At 73.7% G+C, this 18,256-nt stretch carries 14 protein-coding genes; 10 read left to right on the top strand and 4 right to left on the bottom strand.

Annotated features, from left to right (window positions below):
* Window positions 1-55: 55 nt before the first annotated feature.
* On the top strand, window positions 56-826 hold the full coding sequence (locus ACH4OA_RS22855; protein ID WP_365883399.1) for a methyltransferase: 771 nt from the start codon (window positions 56-58) through the stop codon (window positions 824-826).
* A 308-nt stretch (window positions 827-1,134) separates the two neighbouring features.
* Window positions 1,135-1,518 (top strand): DUF3040 domain-containing protein, encoded by a 384-nt coding sequence (locus ACH4OA_RS22850; RefSeq protein WP_365883398.1) that lies wholly within the window; start codon window positions 1,135-1,137, stop codon window positions 1,516-1,518.
* Between the two features lie 140 nt (window positions 1,519-1,658).
* Here ACH4OA_RS22850 and ACH4OA_RS22845 read toward each other — a convergent pair whose 3' ends face one another.
* The 4 genes from ACH4OA_RS22845 to ACH4OA_RS22830 all read right to left on the bottom strand — a co-directional run bounded on the left by ACH4OA_RS22845 (window position 1,659) and on the right by ACH4OA_RS22830 (window position 7,336).
* Entirely contained in the window at window positions 1,659-4,046 is a 2,388-nt protein-coding gene (locus ACH4OA_RS22845) for a DUF3488 and DUF4129 domain-containing transglutaminase family protein (protein WP_397970471.1), read from the bottom strand.
* The gene (locus tag ACH4OA_RS22840; protein WP_397970468.1) at window positions 4,043-5,401 is read right to left on the bottom strand and encodes a DUF58 domain-containing protein; all 1,359 of its coding nucleotides are present in this window, start codon (window positions 5,399-5,401) and stop codon (window positions 4,043-4,045) included. Before ACH4OA_RS22840 ends, ACH4OA_RS22845 begins: the two co-directional genes overlap by 4 nt.
* Window positions 5,401-6,477 carry an AAA family ATPase gene (locus ACH4OA_RS22835; RefSeq protein WP_397940597.1) on the bottom strand — a complete coding sequence of 359 codons (1,077 nt, stop codon included), beginning with the start codon at window positions 6,475-6,477 and terminating at the stop codon, window positions 5,401-5,403. Before ACH4OA_RS22835 ends, ACH4OA_RS22840 begins: the two co-directional genes overlap by 1 nt.
* 247 nt (window positions 6,478-6,724) lie before the next feature.
* Complete coding sequence (locus ACH4OA_RS22830) at window positions 6,725-7,336, bottom strand: beta-class carbonic anhydrase (protein WP_397940599.1); 612 nt, start codon at window positions 7,334-7,336, stop codon at window positions 6,725-6,727.
* A gap of 290 nt (window positions 7,337-7,626) precedes the next feature.
* Here ACH4OA_RS22830 and rsmH point away from each other — a divergent pair, with 290 nt between their 5' ends.
* The 8 genes from rsmH (at window position 7,627) to ftsW (ending at window position 18,252) form a co-directional block, all read left to right on the top strand.
* Entirely contained in the window at window positions 7,627-8,583 is a 957-nt protein-coding gene (rsmH, locus tag ACH4OA_RS22825; protein WP_365882259.1) for a 16S rRNA (cytosine(1402)-N(4))-methyltransferase RsmH, read from the top strand.
* Window positions 8,584-8,695: 112 nt separating this feature from the next.
* Window positions 8,696-9,253 (top strand): septum formation initiator family protein, encoded by a 558-nt coding sequence (locus ACH4OA_RS22820; protein WP_397940601.1) that lies wholly within the window; start codon window positions 8,696-8,698, stop codon window positions 9,251-9,253.
* 5 nt (window positions 9,254-9,258) lie between these two features.
* Window positions 9,259-11,223, top strand: coding sequence for a penicillin-binding protein 2 (locus ACH4OA_RS22815; protein ID WP_365883064.1), 1,965 nt, complete (start codon window positions 9,259-9,261; stop codon window positions 11,221-11,223).
* A 44-nt stretch (window positions 11,224-11,267) separates the two neighbouring features.
* Window positions 11,268-12,923: a UDP-N-acetylmuramoyl-L-alanyl-D-glutamate--2,6-diaminopimelate ligase gene (locus ACH4OA_RS22810; RefSeq protein ID WP_397940603.1), complete on the top strand. Its 1,656-nt coding sequence runs from the start codon at window positions 11,268-11,270 to the stop codon at window positions 12,921-12,923.
* A 4-nt stretch (window positions 12,924-12,927) separates the two neighbouring features.
* Complete coding sequence (gene murF / locus ACH4OA_RS22805; RefSeq protein ID WP_365883062.1) at window positions 12,928-14,334, top strand: UDP-N-acetylmuramoyl-tripeptide--D-alanyl-D-alanine ligase; 1,407 nt, start codon at window positions 12,928-12,930, stop codon at window positions 14,332-14,334.
* Window positions 14,331-15,404, top strand: coding sequence for a phospho-N-acetylmuramoyl-pentapeptide-transferase (gene mraY, locus ACH4OA_RS22800; RefSeq protein ID WP_365883061.1), 1,074 nt, complete (start codon window positions 14,331-14,333; stop codon window positions 15,402-15,404). The genes murF and mraY overlap by 4 nt, the downstream gene beginning before the upstream one ends.
* Window positions 15,386-16,822, top strand: a complete 1,437-nt coding sequence (murD, locus tag ACH4OA_RS22795; protein ID WP_365942164.1) for a UDP-N-acetylmuramoyl-L-alanine--D-glutamate ligase — start codon at window positions 15,386-15,388, stop codon at window positions 16,820-16,822. The genes mraY and murD overlap by 19 nt, the downstream gene beginning before the upstream one ends.
* A 68-nt stretch (window positions 16,823-16,890) precedes the next feature.
* Window positions 16,891-18,252 (top strand): putative lipid II flippase FtsW, encoded by a 1,362-nt coding sequence (gene ftsW / locus ACH4OA_RS22790; protein WP_397940607.1) that lies wholly within the window; start codon window positions 16,891-16,893, stop codon window positions 18,250-18,252.
* Window positions 18,253-18,256: the final 4 nt, after the last annotated feature.

The following is an 18,256-nucleotide window of genomic DNA, read 5'->3' as shown; positions in this document are numbered from 1 at the left end:
GGCAATAGGGTGGAGAGGCCTGAAATCCGCCCGCCCCGCCGAGGAGTCAACTGCCGTGTCGGACCCGTCGCGCCCCCGCGCCTCCCTGCGTACCGCCGTGGTCTGGGACGTCCTGCAGGACGCTCTCGACCGCCGGGTCAAGGCCACGGGCCGGGACTCGCTGGACGTCCTCGACACCGGGGGCGGCAGCGGCAACTTCGCCGTGCCCCTGGCCCGCCTCGGCCACCGCGTCACCGTGGTCGACCCCAGCCCCAACGCCCTGTTCGCGCTGGAGCGCCGCGTCACCGAGGCCGGCGTCGCCCACCGGGTCACGGGCGTCCAGGGCGACGCGCACGGCCTGTTCGACGTGGCCGAACGCGGCGCGTACGACGCCGTCCTGTGCCACGGCGTCCTGGAGTACGTGGACGACCCGGCCGAGGGCGTCCGCAACGCGGTCGCGGCGCTGCGCCCCGAGGGCGTCCTCAGCCTGCTCGCCTCCGGGCTCGGCGGGGCCGTGCTCGCCCGCGCCCTGGCCGGCCACTTCACCGAGGCCCGGCAGGCGCTCCAGGACCCCGCGGGCCGCTGGGGTGCCGGCGACCCCATGCCCCGCCGGTTCACCCCCGAACAGCTCACCGCGCTGGTCGAGGGCGCCGGTCTGCGGGTCGGCGCGGTGCACGGCGTGCGGGTCTTCGCCGACCTGGTGCCCGGCGTCCTGGTGGACACCGAGCCCGGCGCCCTCGACGCGCTGCTGAGGCTGGAGGCCGCGGCGGCCGAACTGCCCGCCTTCCACTCCGTCGCCACCCAGCTCCACGTGCTCGGCGAGACACCGGGCGCCGCGGCGGTCTGAGCGCGCGGCCCCGCCGGCCCGGGGCCCGGGCCCACACCCCCGTGGAACAGCCGCTGATCAGGGCCTGGGCGGCGGATGGAGTACGCCACATGCCCCCCGATCGAGCGGTTTGCGCCGTATGATCGAGGTACACCGCCCGGCATGACGGGTCGGCTGCCGGGGAATGCAAGCCTCAGCGAGCCGGACGGCCATGACGGACTCCGGTTGGCCAGTAGGCGTAGAGGGGCGGGTTTCACGGGGGCGATTCCCTGCCTATCCTGAAGGGACCCCCCGGGTCGCCCCGGCGACTGCACGATGAGGAGGACTCCGTGCCGCTCTCGGAGCACGAGCAGCGCATGCTCGAGCAAATGGAGCGAGCGCTGTACGCCGAAGATCCCAAGTTCGCGTCGGCGCTTGAGGGAAACGGCCTGCGGACGTACACCCGTCGGCGGGTCTACCAGGCGGTCGCGGGTTTCCTCATCGGTATCGCGCTCCTCATGACCGGAATGGTCATGCAGCTCATCTGGGTCAGTGTGGTGGGCTTCCTCGTCATGCTGGGCTGCGCCGTGCTGGCCGTCACCGGCTGGCGCAAGACCCCCAAACCGGGTGAGCGGCCCCCGGCCGCCGTGCGCCGGCAGCCACGGCCGAAGCGCACCGTGATGGACCGGATCGAGCAGCGCTGGCAGCGCCGCCGGGACGAACAGGGCCGCTGACCGGCGGCGCGCACCGGCCGGAGCGTCCCCGGACCGGACTCCCGCAGCCCAGACATCCGCAGCCCAGACATCCGCAGACCAGACATCCGCCGAGGGGCGGCCACCATCCGGTGGCCGCCCCTCGGCGCTGCCGCTGCCGCTCAGCCCCGCTGACCGTCCGGCCGGCGCAGCGCCGGCCGGACCGCCGCGGCCCTGGCCCCGAGCGTCGACCAGCGGGCCGCCACCGCCCGCCACGCCCGCACCGACGAGCGCGGCAGGAACAGCGCGCGCAGCCGCGTGCCCGCGCCCGCCACGGCCCGCAGCCCCTCGATCACCCGGCGCACGTCCTCGGCCGCGCCCGCCGCCGGGCGCGGCCGGGGCGCGTACAGGACCTGCTCCACCGCGTCCGCGACCCGGTGCACGGCGGCCCCGGCCGCCGGATCCAGACCCCCGAGCCGGACGATCCGCGCGGCGGCCTTGCGCGGGGTCAGCGACTCGTCCGGCACGATGCCGTGGTCCCAGGCGCTGTCCGTCAGCTCCTGCCAGGCGGCCAGGGTGTGCGCGGCGGCGCCCTGCTCGGTCCGGGCGTGTCCGCCCAGCCGCCGCGCGCGCGTCCGCCGGCGCCACAGCAGCGGCGCCAGCGAAGCCGCCAGGACCAGCAGCGCGCCCAGCGCGGTCAGCGGCCACGCCCACCCCTGCGCACCGGCGCGGCCGTCGGGCGCGACCACCGCCGCCGACGGGCTGTCGCACGGCGTCGCCCCGTGCGGGCCAAAGGCGCAGCTCTCGCCCGGCGAGGCCGCCGCCGACGGCGCCGAGGACGCGCCCTTGGACGGCAGCACCTCGTCCGGCAGCGAACTGCCGGGCGTGTCCGACTGGGTGTACGACGGCGTGGTGCCCCGGGTCGGGGTCGGCTCGAAGCGGGTCCAGCCCACGCCCTCGAAATACAGCTCCGGCCAGGCGTGCGCGTCCCGCTGGCTCACCGCGACCGTGCCGTCGGCCTGCGGGGTGCCGGGCGCGAAGCCCACCGCGACCCGGGCCGGGATGCCGAGCGTGCGGGCCATCGCCGCCATCGCGAAGGAGAAGTGGACGCAGAAGCCCTGCTTCTTCTCCAGGAAGTTCGCGATGGCGCCCGGGCCGCGGCCGACCTCCACCCGGGTGTCGTACTGGAACCCGCCGGTCACCGCGAACCAGTCCTGCAGCTTGACGGCCTCCTCGTAGTGACTGCTGCTGCCGGCCGTGATCTCCCGCGCGGTGCGGGCCACCACCTCCGGCAGCGCGGAGGGCACCTTGGTGTACTCGGCGCGCAGGGCGGCCGGCGGCTGCGGCGCGGCGGCCAGCTGCCGCGCGGTCGGCTCCACGTCCAGGCTGGTCACCTCGTACGTCTCACCGCGCGTGGTCTGCCCGTGGTCGCCGACGAGGGTCATCCCGACCGGCTCGTACCGCCACCGGCCGCCGGCCTTGACCTCGCTCGGCGGATAGGGCATCGGCAGCCAGTCCTGGGCGTAGGTGTCCGCCGCCGTGACCGTGGTGCGCACCGTGCCGCGCCGGACGTCCGGGCCCAGGCCGGCGGGCGTGGGCAGCCGGTCCGGTACGCCGACGACGTGCCGCTGGGCCGGCTTCCAGGTGGTGCCGTCGAACTCGTCCAGGGAGACGATCCGCAGATACAGGCCGGACAGGTCGCCGTCGCTGGTGCGCAGGGACAGCACCTGGCGGTCGTCGTCGGTGTTCAGGTTGTCGCGCAGCGACACCAGCGGGTTGACCGCCGAGATCGTGCCGCCGTCGCCGTTGCCCGCACCCACCCGGTCGCGGGCGGCGTCCAGCAGACCGCCGTGCATCGCGGGCAGGGCGAGCGGCACGACCAGGGCCACGCCGAGCGCCAGCACGCCGATCCGGCGGCCGGTGCGCACCGGTCCCAGGGCGCCGCCGGTCCCGGAGCCGCCGGGCGCGCGGGGCGCGCCGCCGAAGACCCGGCCCCACTGGGCGAACCGGTCCCGGCCCTCCGCGAGCAGCAGCATCAGATAGCCGGCCGCCGCCACCAGGAACCACAGCCAGTCGGCGCCGCCCTCGGACAGGCCCGCGGCCACCGAGTACAGCGCGAGCAGCGGCAGCCCGGCCGGGGCCGCGCTGCGGAACGTCACCGCGAGCGTGTCCACCAGCAGCCCGATCACCAGCACACCGCCGATCAGCATCAGCTTGATGCCGTCGGTGAGCGGCGCCGGTATCGCGTAGCGGCCGATGTCGTCCCCGCCCTGCTGGAGCAGGTGCGCGAAGTGCCGGAAGGCCTCCGGACCCGGGACCAGTCCGGCGATCGCCTGCCGCCGGGCGCACACCAGGGTCAGCAGCACCAGGGTGGCCAGGGCCTGCGCCAGCACGGTCGGCGCCCGGCCGAGCGGCACCCGCCGGGCCGCCGCGCCCACCCCGGCCTGCACGGCCACCAGCGGGACCAGTTGCAGCAGCCAGGTCGGCTCGCTGACCAGCGGCAGCAGCGCGCAGGAAGCCATCAGCGTGGCCGCCGCCGCGCACAGCGCCAGCCGTGCCCGTCCGCTCATCCCGGGACCTCCCCGCCCACCGGGGCCGTACCGGAGCGCTCCCGGTCGGCCTGCCGCCACAGATCGGCCGGCGCGGCGCCGCGCGGCACGCTCAGCGCCGTCCAGCCCGCCTCGCGCAGCAGCCGCAGCCGCCATGCGTGCCGGTCGCCCGCGCGGGGCACGTCGGTCGCCTCCCGCGTCCAGACGTCCGGGTCCAGCACGAAGGCGACGGCGCCGCCGCGCCCCCGCATCCCGGCGACCGTCATGGCCTGCTCCTCGTCCAGGTCGCCGAGGAAGGCGACCAGCAGTCCGCCGTGGCCGCCGCGCAGCGCGTCGTACGCCGCGGACAGGCCGGTGCCGTCGGAGTGGTCGATCACCGCGAGGGTGTCCAGCATCAGGGCGGCCGCGTCCGCCGTCTCCTGGCCGGTGCCCGCGAAGCCGTCGCCGCCCTCGCCGGGCACCGCGCTGCCGGTGTCGGTCAGCAGCCGCACCGAGAAGCCGCGCTCCAGCATGTGCACCAGCACCGAGGCGGCACCGGAGACGGCCCACTCGAAGGCCGAGTCCGGGCCCGCGCCCTCGTAGGCCCCGCCCCGGGTGTCCAGCAGCACGGTGCACCGGGAGCGCCGGGGCTGCTCCTCGCGGCGCACCATCAGCTCGCCGTGGCGGGCGGTGGAGCGCCAGTGCACCCGGCGCAGGTCGTCGCCGTGGCGGTAGCCGCGCGGGATCACGTCGTCCTCGCCGGCCAGGGCCGGCGAGCGCCGCCGTCCGTCGCCGTGTCCGCGGGCCGCGCCGCCGAAGCGGACCGGGGCCAGCGGCTCCACGCGCGGGATGACCGTCAGCGTGTCGTACGTCGAGAAGGAGCGGGTCAGCTCGCACATGCCGAAGGGGTCCGCCAGCCGCAGCTGGAGCGGGCCCAGCGGATAGCGGCCGCGCAGGTCGGAGCGGACCCGGTAGGACACTTCGCGGCGGCCCTGCGGCTCCATCCGGTCCAGCACGAACCGGGGACGCGGACCGAGGACGTAGGGCACCCGGTCCTGGAGCATCAGCAGACCGGTGGGCAGCCGGGAGACGTTGTCCATGCGCAGGTGCACCCGGGCCTCGTCGCCGGCCGGGACGCGGGCGGGGGCCAGCACGCGGGTGGCGGTCACCCGGTAGCGCGTGCGGTACAGCACGGCCGCGCAGATCAGGGGCAGCACGGCGAGCAGCAGGCCGACCCGCAGCAGATCGCTCTGGCCCAGCACGAACGCGCAGACGGCGGCGGCGATCCCGGCCGCGAGGAAGGAGCGGCCCCGGGTGGTCAGACCCGCCAGGGCCGTGCGCACGCCGCCCGCCTCGCCGCGGTCGGGCTCCGCCGGCCCGGTCCCCCCGAAGCTCATCACCGGATCCGCGGGGGCTGTTCGGGATAGGCCGGGACGGTCCGGCCGACGGCGCCGGGGCCGCCCTGCCGGCCCGGGCCCGTGGGCACCGAGGTGTGCTGGAGGATCTCCAGCACCACCTGTTCGGCCGTACGGCGGCCGAGCTGGGCCTGGGCGGTGGGCAGCAGACGGTGGGCGAGGACGGCGACGGCCAGCGCCTGGACGTCGTCCGGCAGCGCGTAGTCCCGGCCGGCGAGGGCCGCGGACGCCTTGGCCGCGCGCAGCAGGTGCAGCGTGGCACGCGGGGAGGCGCCGAGTCTGAGGTCGGGGTGGACACGGGTGGCGGCGACCAGTTCGACCGCGTACCGCCGGACCGGCTCGGCGACGTGCACGCCGCGCACCGCCTCGATCAGCTTCACGATCTCGTGCGCGTGCGCCACCGGCCGGAGGTCCTCCAGCGGGCTGACGCCGCCGTGCACGTCGAGCATCCGCAACTCGGCCTCCACGCTCGGGTAGCCGACGGAGACGCGGGCCATGAAGCGGTCGCGCTGGGCCTCGGGCAGCGGGTAGGTGCCCTCCATCTCCACCGGGTTCTGCGTGGCCACCACCATGAAGGGGCTGGGCAGTTCGTACGTCTGCCCGTCGATGGTGACCTGCCGCTCCTCCATGGACTCCAGCAGCGCCGACTGGGTCTTGGGCGAGGCACGGTTGATCTCGTCGCCGATCACGATCTGCGCGAAGATGGCGCCCGGCTTGAACTCGAAGTCCCGGCGCTGCTGGTCCCAGATCGACACGCCCGTGATGTCCGAGGGCAGCAGGTCCGGGGTGAACTGGATGCGCCGCACCGAGCAGTCGATGGACCGCGCCAGCGCCTTGGCGAGCATCGTCTTGCCCACTCCGGGGACGTCCTCGATCAGCAGGTGGCCCTCGGCGAGCAGCACGGTCAGCGCGAGCCGTACGACCTCGGGCTTGCCCTCGATCACGCTCTCCACCGAGCCGCGCACCCGCTCCACCGTGGCGGTCAGGTCGTCCCCCGGGCTCCCGTACGGCCGGGCGGGGGCGTCCCCATGGCTAGCAGGATCGTCATAGGTGGTCACCCGGCCCTCCTCGGCCCATCCATTACGGGCCGACGCTCCGCTAGCGAAACCGGCCCACCCCGAAACACGGACGCCACGCGGGAAAAGTTCCGCGTGCCGCCCCACCCCGCATTCTTGCCGCCGTTACCGATTCGTGTCACTCGCCTGTGGACAACTGCCCACGCGGCGCCGGTCCTACGACTTTCCGGGGCCGCGTTCCCGGCCGGGGCGGCGGGACGCGCCCCCGGTGCGGCCGGCCGGTGCCGGGTCAGGACGGGTCGATCTCGCGCAGCAGACCGGTGCGCACGTCGAACACGAAGCCCCGCACGTCGTCGGTGTGCGGCAGGAACGGCGAGGTGCGCACCCGCTGCATGGACTGGCGCACGTCCTGGTCGACGTCATGGAAGGACTCCACCGCCCACGCCGGCCGCTGCCCGATCTCCCGCTCCAGCTCGGTGCGGAAGTCCTCGGTGAGGGCCTCCAGGCCGCAGCCCGTGTGGTGGATGAGCACGACGCTGCGGGTGCCCAGCTTGCGCTGGCTGATGGTCAGCGAGCGGATGACGTCATCGGTGACCACTCCGCCCGCGTTGCGGATGGTGTGGCAGTCGCCGAGCTGCAGACCGAGGGCCTGGTGCAGGTCGAGACGGGCGTCCATGCACGCGACGACGGCGACGCGCAGCACCGGCCGGGCGTCCATGCCGGGGTCCTCGAACGCTTCGGCGTAGTGGTGGTTGGCCGTCACCAGACGGTCGGTCACGGTGCCGTCCGCGGGTATGGCGCCTTCGGGCCCGGCGGGAACTGCAGCGGAAGTCGTCATGCCGACGACGGTACTGGTCACGTCACCTTCCGGCCTGCCGTGAGAGGGGACAAAGAACGTCATCGCGGCTTGGTGTGAGCTAACCCACAGGGAGGGTGCGGCACGGCCGAACGGGTGGAACGGCGCGCGACGGGGTTCCCGCCGCGGCCCGGTGCGCGACGCGCAGGCCGGTTGATTGACCCGGGGACGGCGTGGACTAAAGTGACGCGAAAGCGGGAGACGAGTCTCTCCCCGCTGGTGAGACCCCCGGAGACCCCGGCGCACACCCGGATTCGTCTCCCCGCGCGCGCGGCGCGTACGTACGGCTCGGGGGACCGACGGTGCGTACGGCCCGCCGGAACTGAGAGGCCCCCTTGAGCCAGAGTCGACACGTCCCGGTGATGCTCCAGCGGTGCCTGGACCTGCTGGCACCCGCCCTGGAGCGGCCCGGAGCGGTGGTCGTCGACTGCACCCTCGGCCTCGGCGGGCACAGCGAGGCGCTGCTCACCCGGTTCCCCGGCGTCCGGCTGATCGGCCTCGACCGGGACACGGAGGCGCTGCGCCTGTCCGGCGAGCGGCTGGCCCCGTTCGGCGACCGCGCCACCCTCGTGCACGCGGTCTACGACGAGCTGCCCGGCGTACTCGACCGGCTCGGCATCGCGCGCGTGCAAGGCGTCCTGTTCGACCTCGGGGTCTCCTCCATGCAGCTCGACGAGGCCGGCCGCGGCTTCGCCTACGCGCAGGACGCGCCCCTGGACATGCGCATGGACCAGACCACCGGCGTCAGCGCCGCCGAGGTCCTCAACACCTACCCGCCCGGCGAACTCGTGCGCATCCTGCGCGCGTACGGCGAGGAGAAGCAGGCCAAGCGGATCGTCGCCGCGGTCGTCCGGGAACGGGAGAAGGAGCCGTTCAGCACCAGTGCGCGGCTCGTGGAACTGATCCGGGACGCCCTGCCGCAGGCCGCCAAGCGCACCGGCGGCAACCCGGCCAAGCGCACCTTCCAGGCGCTGCGCATCGAGGTCAACGGCGAACTGTCCGTGCTGGAGCGGGCGGTGCCGGCCGCCGTGAAGGCCCTGGACGTGGGCGGGCGCATCGCGGTGCTGTCGTACCACTCGCTCGAGGACCGGCTCGTCAAGCAGGTGTTCGCGGCCGGCGCCGCGAACACCGCGCCGCCCGGACTGCCGGTCGTGCCCGAGCGGTACCAGCCGCGGCTCAAGCTGCTCACCCGTGGTGCCGAACTTCCCACCGAGGAAGAGATCGCCGACAACCGCCGGGCCGCACCGGCCAGACTGCGGGGTGCCGAGCGCATCAGGGAGGACGTCGAGTGAGCGAGACGGGTCGGAGGGTCTCCTCCGCGCAGCCCGGGGTCCGGCCGGCGGGCCCCCTCGCGTACCCGAAGGCGCGCCCGGCCGGCGGCGGCCCCCACGCGGCGGGGGAGCGGTGAGCAGGAAACCCGAGCTGAAGGGGAGGGCCGCGCGGCTCGCCCGGCTCCTCCCGGCCGGCCGCGCCCGGGCGGCCCGCACCCCGTTCGTCCTCCTCGTCGTCCTCCTCCTCGGCGGCGGCCTCATCGGGCTGCTGGTGCTGAACTCCGCGCTCAGCGAGGGCTCCTTCCGGCTCGACGACCTGCAGAAGCGGACGAAGAGCCTCACCGACGAGGAGCAGGCCCTCCAGCGGGACATCGACGCCTACTCGTCCCCCGACGCCCTCCAGCGGCGCGCCCGCGAACTCGGCATGGTCCCCGGCGGCGACCCCGCCTTCCTCGGCCCCGACGGCACCGTCAAGGGCGTACCGAGCGCCGCACCCGGGACCGCCGGGACCGCGGCCCTCTCCGGCCCGGCCGCCCCCGAGGCCCTGATCCCGGCCGCCGCCCCGGCCTCCGCCGCCCCGGACCCCGCGGCCGCGCCCACCGTCCCGCCGGCCCAGCCGCCGGGCGCTCCCGCGGCCTCCGCGCCGCCCGCCGCCCCCCAGACCGTGCCCACCCCGACCCCCGGCAGGTGACGGAAGTGTCCGACAGGCAACCGCCGCGCCGCCGGGTGCCCGGGCCGGCCAGGCCCCCGCGGCCACGCAGCGCCGTCCGGCGGCAGCCCGGACCCGGCGCCCGGCCGGCCCGCCGCCCCGGCGGGTCCCGGCCCATGCCCGCGCGCCCGCTGCGGCTCGGCAGCCCCCGGCCCCGGCTGCGCCTGGTCGGCCTCGCGCTGACCCTGGTGCTGCTCGTCTTCGTCGTACGGCTGCTCCAGGTCCAGGCGGTCGACGCGAGCGCCTACGCGGCGCGGGCCGAGCAGAACCGGTACGTGGTGCACACCCTGGCCGCCGAGCGCGGCGAGATCACCGACCGCAACGGCGTCGCCCTCGCCGTCAGCGAGGACGCCTACGACATCACGGCCGACCCGACCATGTTCAGCGCCCGGCAGCTGAAGATCGGCGACGGTCCGGAGCGGGCCGCCGCGCTGCTCGCCCCGATCCTCGGCCAGGACCAGGCCACGATCGCCGGCAAGCTGCGGCCCGCGAACAAGGACGCCCGCTACACCCGGCTCGCCACCCGGCAGACCCCGCAGGTCTGGAAGCAGATCAGGGACCTGAAGACCGCGCTGGCCAACAAGGCCGGCACCGACCACACCACCGTCAACGTGCTGGCCGGCGTCTTCGCCGACCCCAGCAGCCAGCGCGTGTACCCCAACGGCGACCTGGCCGCCGGGATACTGGGCTGGGTCAACGCCGACGGCAAGGGCGGCGGCGGCGTCGAGCAGCAGCTGGACAAGCGGCTCTCCGGCAAGGACGGCAAGGTCCGCTACGCCCAGGCCGGCGGGCGCGAGGTGCCCACGGTGGGCTCCGCCGAGACCCCCGCGGTACCCGGCGCCGACGTCGAGCTGACCCTGGACCGGGACATCCAGTGGGCCGCGCAGAGCGCCATCAGCGAGCAGGTGCGCAAGTCCGGGGCGGACCGCGGCTACGTCATCGTCCAGGACACCCGCACCGGCCAGATCCTGGCCATGGCCAACGCGCCCGGCTTCGACCCGAACGACCTGGCCAAGGCCGACGGCGACGCGATGGGCAACGCGGCCCTCCAGGACGCCTACGAGCCCGGCTCCACCGCCAAGGTGATGTCGATGGCGGCCGTGCTGGAGCGGAACGCGGCGACCCCGCTCACCCACGTGGTCATCCCCAACCGGCTGCACCGCGGCGACCGGCTCTTCCAGGACGACGTCGACCACGGCACCTGGTACCTCACGCTCAACGGCGTGCTCGCCAAGTCCAGCAACATCGGCACCATCCTGGCCACCGGCGAACTCGCCAAGAGCCAGCCCGAGGCCAACAAGGTCCTCTACTCCTACCTGCGCAAGTTCGGCATCGGGAGCTACACCGGGCTCGGCTTCCCCGGCGAGACGCCCGGCATCCTCGCGCCGCCGCAGAAGTGGTCCACCTCGCAGCAGTACACGATCCCTTTCGGCCAGGGGTTCTCCATCAACGCGATGCAGGCCGCCTCCGTGTACTCCACCATCGCCAACGGCGGGGTCCGCGTCGAGCCCTCCCTGGTGCGCGGCACCAAGGGCGCCGACGGGCGGTTCACACCGGCGCCGAAGCCCAAGCAGACCCGGGTGGTCAGCGCCAGGACGGCCAAGAGCCTCGCCCAGATGCTGGAGTCCGTCGTGGACGACGAGCAGGGCACCGGCATCAAGGCCCGCATCCCCGGGTACCGGGTGGCGGGTAAGACCGGCACGGCCAACCGTGTGGATCCGGCCACCGGCCGCTACCGCGGCTACACCTCGTCGTTCGCCGGTTTCGCGCCCGCCGACAACCCGCGGATCACCGTCTACTGCGCCATCCAGAACGCCACGTCGGGCGACTACTTCGGCGGCCAGATCTGCGGCCCCATCTACAAGCAGGTGATGGAGTTCGCCCTCAAGACCCTCCAGGTCCCGCCGACCGGGGCGAAGCCCGCCAGCCTGCCCGTCGAGTACAAGCCCTGATCAGCACCCCCACTGGTCAGCACGGAAACACCAGGAACGAGCCCGTGACAACGATCACCCCCGACCCCGGGAACCACAGGGACGACAGCCCCTCGCTTCGCTCCGGAGCCGGTACGCCCGGTACGCTCACCGCCGTGCCACACGCTGATCAGTCCCAAACCACCCAGAAGGGCGCTTCCGTGACGTATCCGGGACCGCCGCGACCGGTTCAGGTCTCCGCCACCCCCCTCGCGGAACTGGCCGATCAGCTGGGTGCCGCCGCTCCGGACGCCGCCGCCGAGGTCACGGGCATCACCCACGACTCGCGCGCCGTCCGCCCCGGCGACCTGTACGCCGCCCTGCCGGGCGCCCGGCTGCACGGCGCCGACTTCGCCCCCCAGGCCGCCGGCCTCGGCGCGGTCGCCGTGCTCACCGACCCGAGCGGCGCCGACCGCGCCGCCGCCACCGGCCTGCCGGTGCTGGTCGTCGACGACCCGCGCGCCCGGATGGGCGAACTCGCGGCCACCCTGTACGGCCGGCCCGGCCGCGACCTGCTCCAGATCGGCATCACCGGCACCTCCGGCAAGACCACCACCGCCTACCTGGTGGAGGGCGGCCTGCGGACCGCCCGCGCCACCGGGCTCATCGGCACCGTCGAGACGCGCATCGGCGACGAGCGGATCAAGTCCGAGCGCACCACCCCCGAGGCCACCGACCTCCAGGCCCTGTTCGCCGTCATGCGCGAACGCGGGGTCGAGGCGGTCGCCATGGAGGTCTCCAGCCACGCCCTGGTCCTCGGCCGGGTCGACGGCTGCGTCTTCGACATCGCCGTGTTCACCAACCTCAGCCCGGAGCACATGGAGTTCCACTCCGACATGGAGGACTACTTCCGGGCCAAGGCGCAGCTGTTCACGCCCCGGCGCAGCCGGCTCGGCGTGGTCAACGCCGACGACGAGTACGGCCGCCGGCTCGCCCGGGAGGCGACCGTCCCCGTCGTCACCTACTCCGCCGAGGGCCACCCCGACGCCGACTGGCGCGCCCAGGACGTCCAGGTCGGCCCGATGGACTCGACCTTCACCGTGCTCGGCCCGGACGGCCTGCGCGTCCACGCCAGGTCGCCGATCGCCGGCCCGTTCAACGTGGCCAACACCCTCGCCGCCATCGTCGCCCTCGCCGTCGCCGGCCTCGACCCGCAGGCCGCCGCCGACGGCATCGCCGCCGTACCCGGCGTCCCGGGCCGCCTGGAGCGCGTCGACGCCGGGCAGCCCTACCTCGCCGTCGTCGACTACGCGCACAAGACGGACGCGGTCGAGTCGGTGCTCAGGGCGCTGCGCAAGGTCACCAAGGGCCGGCTGCACATCGTCCTCGGCTGCGGCGGCGACCGCGACCGGACCAAGCGCGCCCCGATGGGCGCCGCCGCGGCCCGGCTCGCCGACACGGCCGTACTGACCTCCGACAACCCCCGTTCCGAGGACCCGCTCGCGATCCTCGCGACCATGCTCCAGGGCGCCGCCTCGGTGCCCGCGCACGAGCGCGGCGAGGTGCTCCTCTTCGAGGACCGGGCCGCCGCCGTCGCCGCCGCCGTGGGCCGCGCCCAGGCCGGCGACACGGTGCTGGTCGCGGGCAAGGGCCACGAGCAGGGCCAGGACATCGCCGGCGTGATCCGTCCCTTCGACGACCGCCAGGTGCTTCGCGAAGCTATCCAGAAGACCCAGGGATGAACTTGTGATCGCCCTCTCCCTCGCCGAGATCGCAGCAGTCGTCGGCGGGCAGACGCACGACATACCGGATCCGTCCGCACAGGTCACGGGACCGGTCGTCCGGGACTCCCGGGAGGTGGTGCCCGGCAGCCTGTTCGCCGCCTTCGTCGGCGAGCGCGTGGACGGCCACGACTACGCGCAGCGGGTCGTCGAGGCCGGCGCGGTCGCCGTGCTGGCGTCCCGGCCGGTCGGCGTCCCCGCCGTCGTGGTGGACGACGTCCAGGCCGCCCTCGGCGCCCTCGCCCGGCATGTCGTGGCCCGGCTCGGCGCGACCCTCGTCGCGCTGACCGGCTCGGCCGGCAAGACCAGCACCAAGGACCTGATCGCCCAGGTGCTCGGACGCAAGGCGCCGACCGTGTTCACGCCCGGCTCGCTGAACAACGAGATCGGGCTGCCGCTGACCGCCCTGACCGCCACCGAGGAGACCAGGTTCCTCGTGCTGGAGATGGGCGCCCGCGGCATCGGGCACATCCGCTACCTCGCCGGTCTCACCCCGCCGAAGATCGGCCTGGTGCTCAACGTCGGCACCGCGCACATCGGCGAGTTCGGCGGCCGTGAGCAGATCGCCCAGGCCAAGGGCGAACTCGTGGAGGCGCTGCCCGCGGACGGGACCGCCGTCCTCAACGCCGACGACCCGCTGGTGCGGGCCATGGCCTCCCGTACCCAGGCGAAGGTGGTGCTTTTCGGAGAGTCGGCCGAAGCGGACGTACGCGCCGAGAACGTGCGACTCACGGACAGCGGACAGCCCGCCTTCAGGCTTCACACACCCTCCGGTGCAAGCGATGTGACGATGCGCCTGTACGGTGAGCACCACGTGTCGAACGCGCTCGCCGCGGCCGCCGTCGCCCATGAGCTGGGCATGTCCGCAGCGGAGATCGCCCTCGCGCTCTCCGAGGCGGGCTCCCTCTCCCGCTGGCGCATGGAGGTCACCGAGCGCCCGGACGGCGTGACCATCGTCAACGACGCCTACAACGCCAACCCCGAGTCCATGCGGGCCGCCCTCCGGGCGCTCGCGGCCATGGGCAGGGGGCGCCGCACGTGGGCGGTGCTCGGCAAGATGGCCGAGCTGGGGGACGAGGCGCTCGCCGAGCACGACGCCGTCGGACGGCTCGCCGTCCGGCTCAACGTCAGCAAGCTCGTCGCCGTCGGGGGGATTGAGGCCTCCTGGCTGCAATTGGGCGCATATAACGAGGGTTCGTGGGGTGAGGAGTCGGTGCACGTGTCCGACGCACAGGCGGCGATCGACCTGTTGCGCAGCGAGTTGCGCCCGGGGGACGTCGTGCTCGTGAAGGCGTCCCGTTCGGTGGGGCTGGAGAGCGTCGCCCAGGCGCTCGTCGAGGCCGGTGCCGGGCGTGGGGTTGATGCCCGATGATGAAGCAGATCCTGTTCTCGGGCGTCATCGGCCTCTTCCTGACGCTGATCGGCACGCCGCTGCTGATCAAGCTGCTGGCCCGCAAGGGCTACGGCCAGTACATCCGTGACGACGGCCCCCGGGAACACGCCAGCAAGCGCGGTACGCCGACGATGGGCGGCATCGCCTTCATCCTGGCCACGATCGTCGCCTACTTCCTGTCCAAGGTGATCACCGGCCAGCCGCCGACCTACTCGGGTCTGCTGGTGCTGGGCCTGATGTTCGGCATGGGCCTGGTCGGCTTCCTGGACGACTACATCAAGATCGTCAAGCGCCGGTCGCTGGGTCTGCGGGCCAAGGCGAAGATGGCCGGCCAGCTGATCGTCGGCATCGCCTTCGCGGTGCTCTCGCTCCAGTTCGCCGACGCGCGCGGCAACACCCCGGCGTCCACGAAGCTGTCGTTCATCACCGACTTCGGCTGGTCGATCGGCCCGGTGCTGTTCGTGGTCTGGGCGCTGTTCATGATCCTCGCGATGTCGAACGGCGTGAACCTGACCGACGGTCTGGACGGCCTCGCCACCGGCGCCTCGGTCCTCGTCTTCGGCGCCTACACCTTCATCGGCGTCTGGCAGTTCCAGGAGTCCTGCGCCAACGCGCAGACCCTGACCAACCCGGGCGCCTGCTACGAGGTGCGCGACCCGCTGGACCTCGCCGTGGTCGCCTCCGCGCTGATGGGCGCCTGCCTCGGCTTCCTGTGGTGGAACACCTCGCCGGCGAAGATCTTCATGGGCGACACCGGTTCGCTGGCGCTCGGCGGTGTCCTCACGGGTCTGGCCATCCTCTCCCGCACGGAGCTGCTGGTGGCCATCATGGGCGGCCTGTTCGTCCTCATCACCATGTCGGTCGTCATCCAGGTCGGCTCCTTCCGGCTCACCGGCAAGCGCGTCTTCCGGATGGCGCCACTGCAGCACCACTTCGAACTCAAGGGCTGGTCCGAGGTCCTGGTGGTGGTCCGGTTCTGGATCATCCAAGGCATCTGTGTGATCGTCGGACTGGGCCTCTTCTATGCGGGATGGGCAGCGGACAAGTGACCTCCACCTCGGGGCTCTTCGACTTCCAGGGCACGCATGTCACCGTCGCCGGGCTCGGCGTCTCCGGTGTCCCGGCGGCCAGAGCGCTGCACGCGCGCGGAGCGGTCGTCACGGTCGTCAACGACGGCGACGACGCACGCGCGCGGGAGCAGGCCGCGGACCTGACGGCGCTCGGCGTCACCGTGCGCCTCGGCGACGGGGCGACCCTGCCGGAGGGCACCGAGCTGATCGTCACCGCGCCCGGCTGGCAGCCGGACAAGCCGCTGTTCCTGGCGGCCCGGGAGGCGGGCGTGCCCGTCTGGGGCGACGTCGAGCTGGCCTGGCGGCTGCGCGGGCCGGACGCGGCCCCCTGGCTGGCCGTGACGGGCACCAACGGCAAGACCACCACCGTCCAGATGCTCGCCTCCATCCTGAAGGCGGCGGGCCTGCGCACGGCCGCCGTCGGCAACATCGGCGTCTCGCTGCTGGACGCGGTCCTCGGCGAGGAGGAGTACGACGTCCTCGCCGTGGAGCTCTCCAGCTACCAGCTCCACTGGGCGCCGTCCCTGCGCGCCCACTCGGCCGCGGTCCTCAACCTCGCGCCGGACCACCTGGACTGGCACGGCTCCATGGAGGCGTACGCGCGCGACAAGGGCCGTATCTACGAGGGCAACAAGGTCGCCTGCGTCTACAACGTCGCGGACCCGGCCACCGAGGACCTGGTGCGCGCGGCCGACGTCGAAGAGGGCTGCCGGGCCGTCGGGTTCACCCTCGGCACCCCGGGCCCGTCCCAACTCGGTGTCGTGGACGGCATCCTGGTCGACCGCGCCTTCGTCGAGAACCGGCAGAAGAACGCGCAGGAACTGGCCGAGGTCTCCGACGTCCGGCCGCCGGCCCCGCACAACATCGCCAACGCCCTGGCGGCGGCGGCCCTCGCCCGCGCCTTCGGGGTGCCCGCCGGCGCGGTACGGGACGGGCTGCGGGCCTTCCGGCCGGACGCCCACCGCATCGCGCACGTGGCCGACGTCGACGGCGTCGCGTACGTGGACGACTCCAAGGCCACCAACACCCACGCCGCGGAAGCCTCGTTGGCGGCATATGAGCAGATCGTATGGATCGCGGGCGGGCTGGCGAAGGGCGCCACCTTCGACGAACTGGTCGCCAAGTCGGCGAAGCGGCTGCGGGGCGTGGTCCTGATCGGTGCCGATCGGGCCCTGATCCGCGAGGCCCTGGCGCGACACGCCCCGGAAGTACCCGTGGTCGACCTCGACCGGACCGACACTGGGGCGATGCTCCAGGCGGTGACGGAGGCCGGGCGCCTGGCCCGGCCCGGCGACACGGTGCTGCTGGCCCCGGCCTGCGCCTCCATGGACATGTTCACCAACTACAACCAGCGCGGCGACGCGTTCGCGGCGGCGGTCCGCGAACTCGGCGCCTGACCCCGGCCGCCTGCCGGGCGGACCTTGGGAGGGACGCGTGGGACGGTCGACGTTCAGCGGAGGGACCGATGCCCAGTAGCCGTACCGGCCGGCCGCCCGTGCAGCGGGCGTCCCGCCGTCCCGCCGTCTCCCGCACCCCGCGCGAGAACCCCGTACAACGGCTCGGCGACCGCGCCCGCAAGGCGTGGGACCGGCCCTTGACGGCCTACTACCTGATCGTCGGCGGCAGCGTGCTGATCACCGTGCTGGGTCTGGTGATGGTCTACTCGGCCTCCCAGATCACCGCGCTCCAGCTCTCGCTGCCCGGGTCGTTCTTCTTCCGCAAGCAGTTCCTCGCCGCGGTCATCGGCGGGGCACTGCTGTTCGCCGCCTCCCGCATGCCGGTGAAGCTGCACCGGGCGCTGGCCTACCCGATCCTCGCCGCCGCCGTCTTCCTGATGGTCCTGGTGCAGGTGCCCGGGATAGGGCGGGAGGTCAACGGCAACCAGAACTGGATCTCCCTCGGCGGCTCCTTCCAGATCCAGCCCAGCGAGTTCGGCAAGCTGGCGCTGGTGCTGTGGGGCGCGGACCTGATCGCCCGCAAACAGGAGCGCAAGCTGCTGGCCCAGTGGAAGCACATGCTGGTGCCGCTGGTCCCGGTCACCTTCCTGCTGCTCGGCCTGATCATGCTGGGCGGTGACATGGGCACCGCGATCATCCTCACGGCGATCCTGTTCGGCCTGCTCTGGCTGGCGGGCGCGCCCACCCGGCTGTTCGCCGGGGTGCTGTCGGTCGCCGCCCTGATCGGGGTCCTGCTGATCAAGACCAGCCCCAACCGGATGGCCCGGCTCGCCTGTATCGGTGCTACCGAGCCGAAAAGCGGGGTAGCCGACTGCTGGCAGGCCGTGCACGGCATCTACGCCCTCGCCTCCGGCGGGCTGTTCGGCTCCGGGCTCGGCGCGAGTGTGGAAAAATGGGGCCAACTCCCGGAAGCCCACACCGACTTCATCTTCGCCGTCACCGGCGAGGAACTGGGTCTGGCGGGGACGCTGTCGGTGCTCGCCCTGTTCGCGGCTCTAGGCTATGCGGGTATCCGCGTGGCCGGACGCACGGAGGACCCCTTCGTGAGGTACGCCGCGGGAGGCGTGACCACCTGGATCACCGCCCAGGCGGTGATCAACATCGGTGCGGTGCTCGGTCTGCTGCCGATCGCCGGCGTCCCGCTCCCGCTGTTCTCCTACGGAGGGTCCGCCCTGCTGCCGACCATGTTCGCCATCGGGCTGCTGATCGCCTTCGCACGCGACGAGCCCGCTGCGCGGGCCGCGCTTGCGATGCGGCAACCTCGCTTTGGTAGAAAGCGGGCGGGAGGCTCCGGCGCTGCGCGGGGGCCTCGGAGATGGAACACGATGCGACGGCGTGCCTCGGCGGCGCGTTCGTCCGGAGAGCGGTGAATTT

Origin of the sequence: Streptomyces sp. NPDC017095, assembly GCF_044332325.1 — a bacterium.
Taxonomy (GTDB): domain Bacteria; phylum Actinomycetota; class Actinomycetes; order Streptomycetales; family Streptomycetaceae; genus Streptomyces.
The sequence above is the reverse complement of the archived record's forward strand: the minus strand, read 5'-3'. Positions and strand labels throughout refer to the sequence as shown.

Excerpts from the sequence above, each read along its gene's own strand:
- murD (WP_365942164.1), top strand. The coding sequence starts at position 15,386 with ATGGGCAGCGGACAAGTGACCTCCACCTCGGGGCTCTTCGACTTCCAG.
- ACH4OA_RS22830 (WP_397940599.1), bottom strand. The coding sequence starts at position 7,336 with ATGACGTTCTTTGTCCCCTCTCACGGCAGGCCGGAAGGTGACGTGACC.
- mraY (WP_365883061.1), top strand. The coding sequence starts at position 14,331 with ATGATGAAGCAGATCCTGTTCTCGGGCGTCATCGGCCTCTTCCTGACG.
- ftsW (WP_397940607.1), top strand. The coding sequence starts at position 16,891 with ATGCCCAGTAGCCGTACCGGCCGGCCGCCCGTGCAGCGGGCGTCCCGC.
- ACH4OA_RS22840 (WP_397970468.1), bottom strand. The coding sequence starts at position 5,401 with ATGAGCTTCGGGGGGACCGGGCCGGCGGAGCCCGACCGCGGCGAGGCG.
- ACH4OA_RS22845 (WP_397970471.1), bottom strand. The coding sequence starts at position 4,046 with ATGAGCGGACGGGCACGGCTGGCGCTGTGCGCGGCGGCGGCCACGCTG.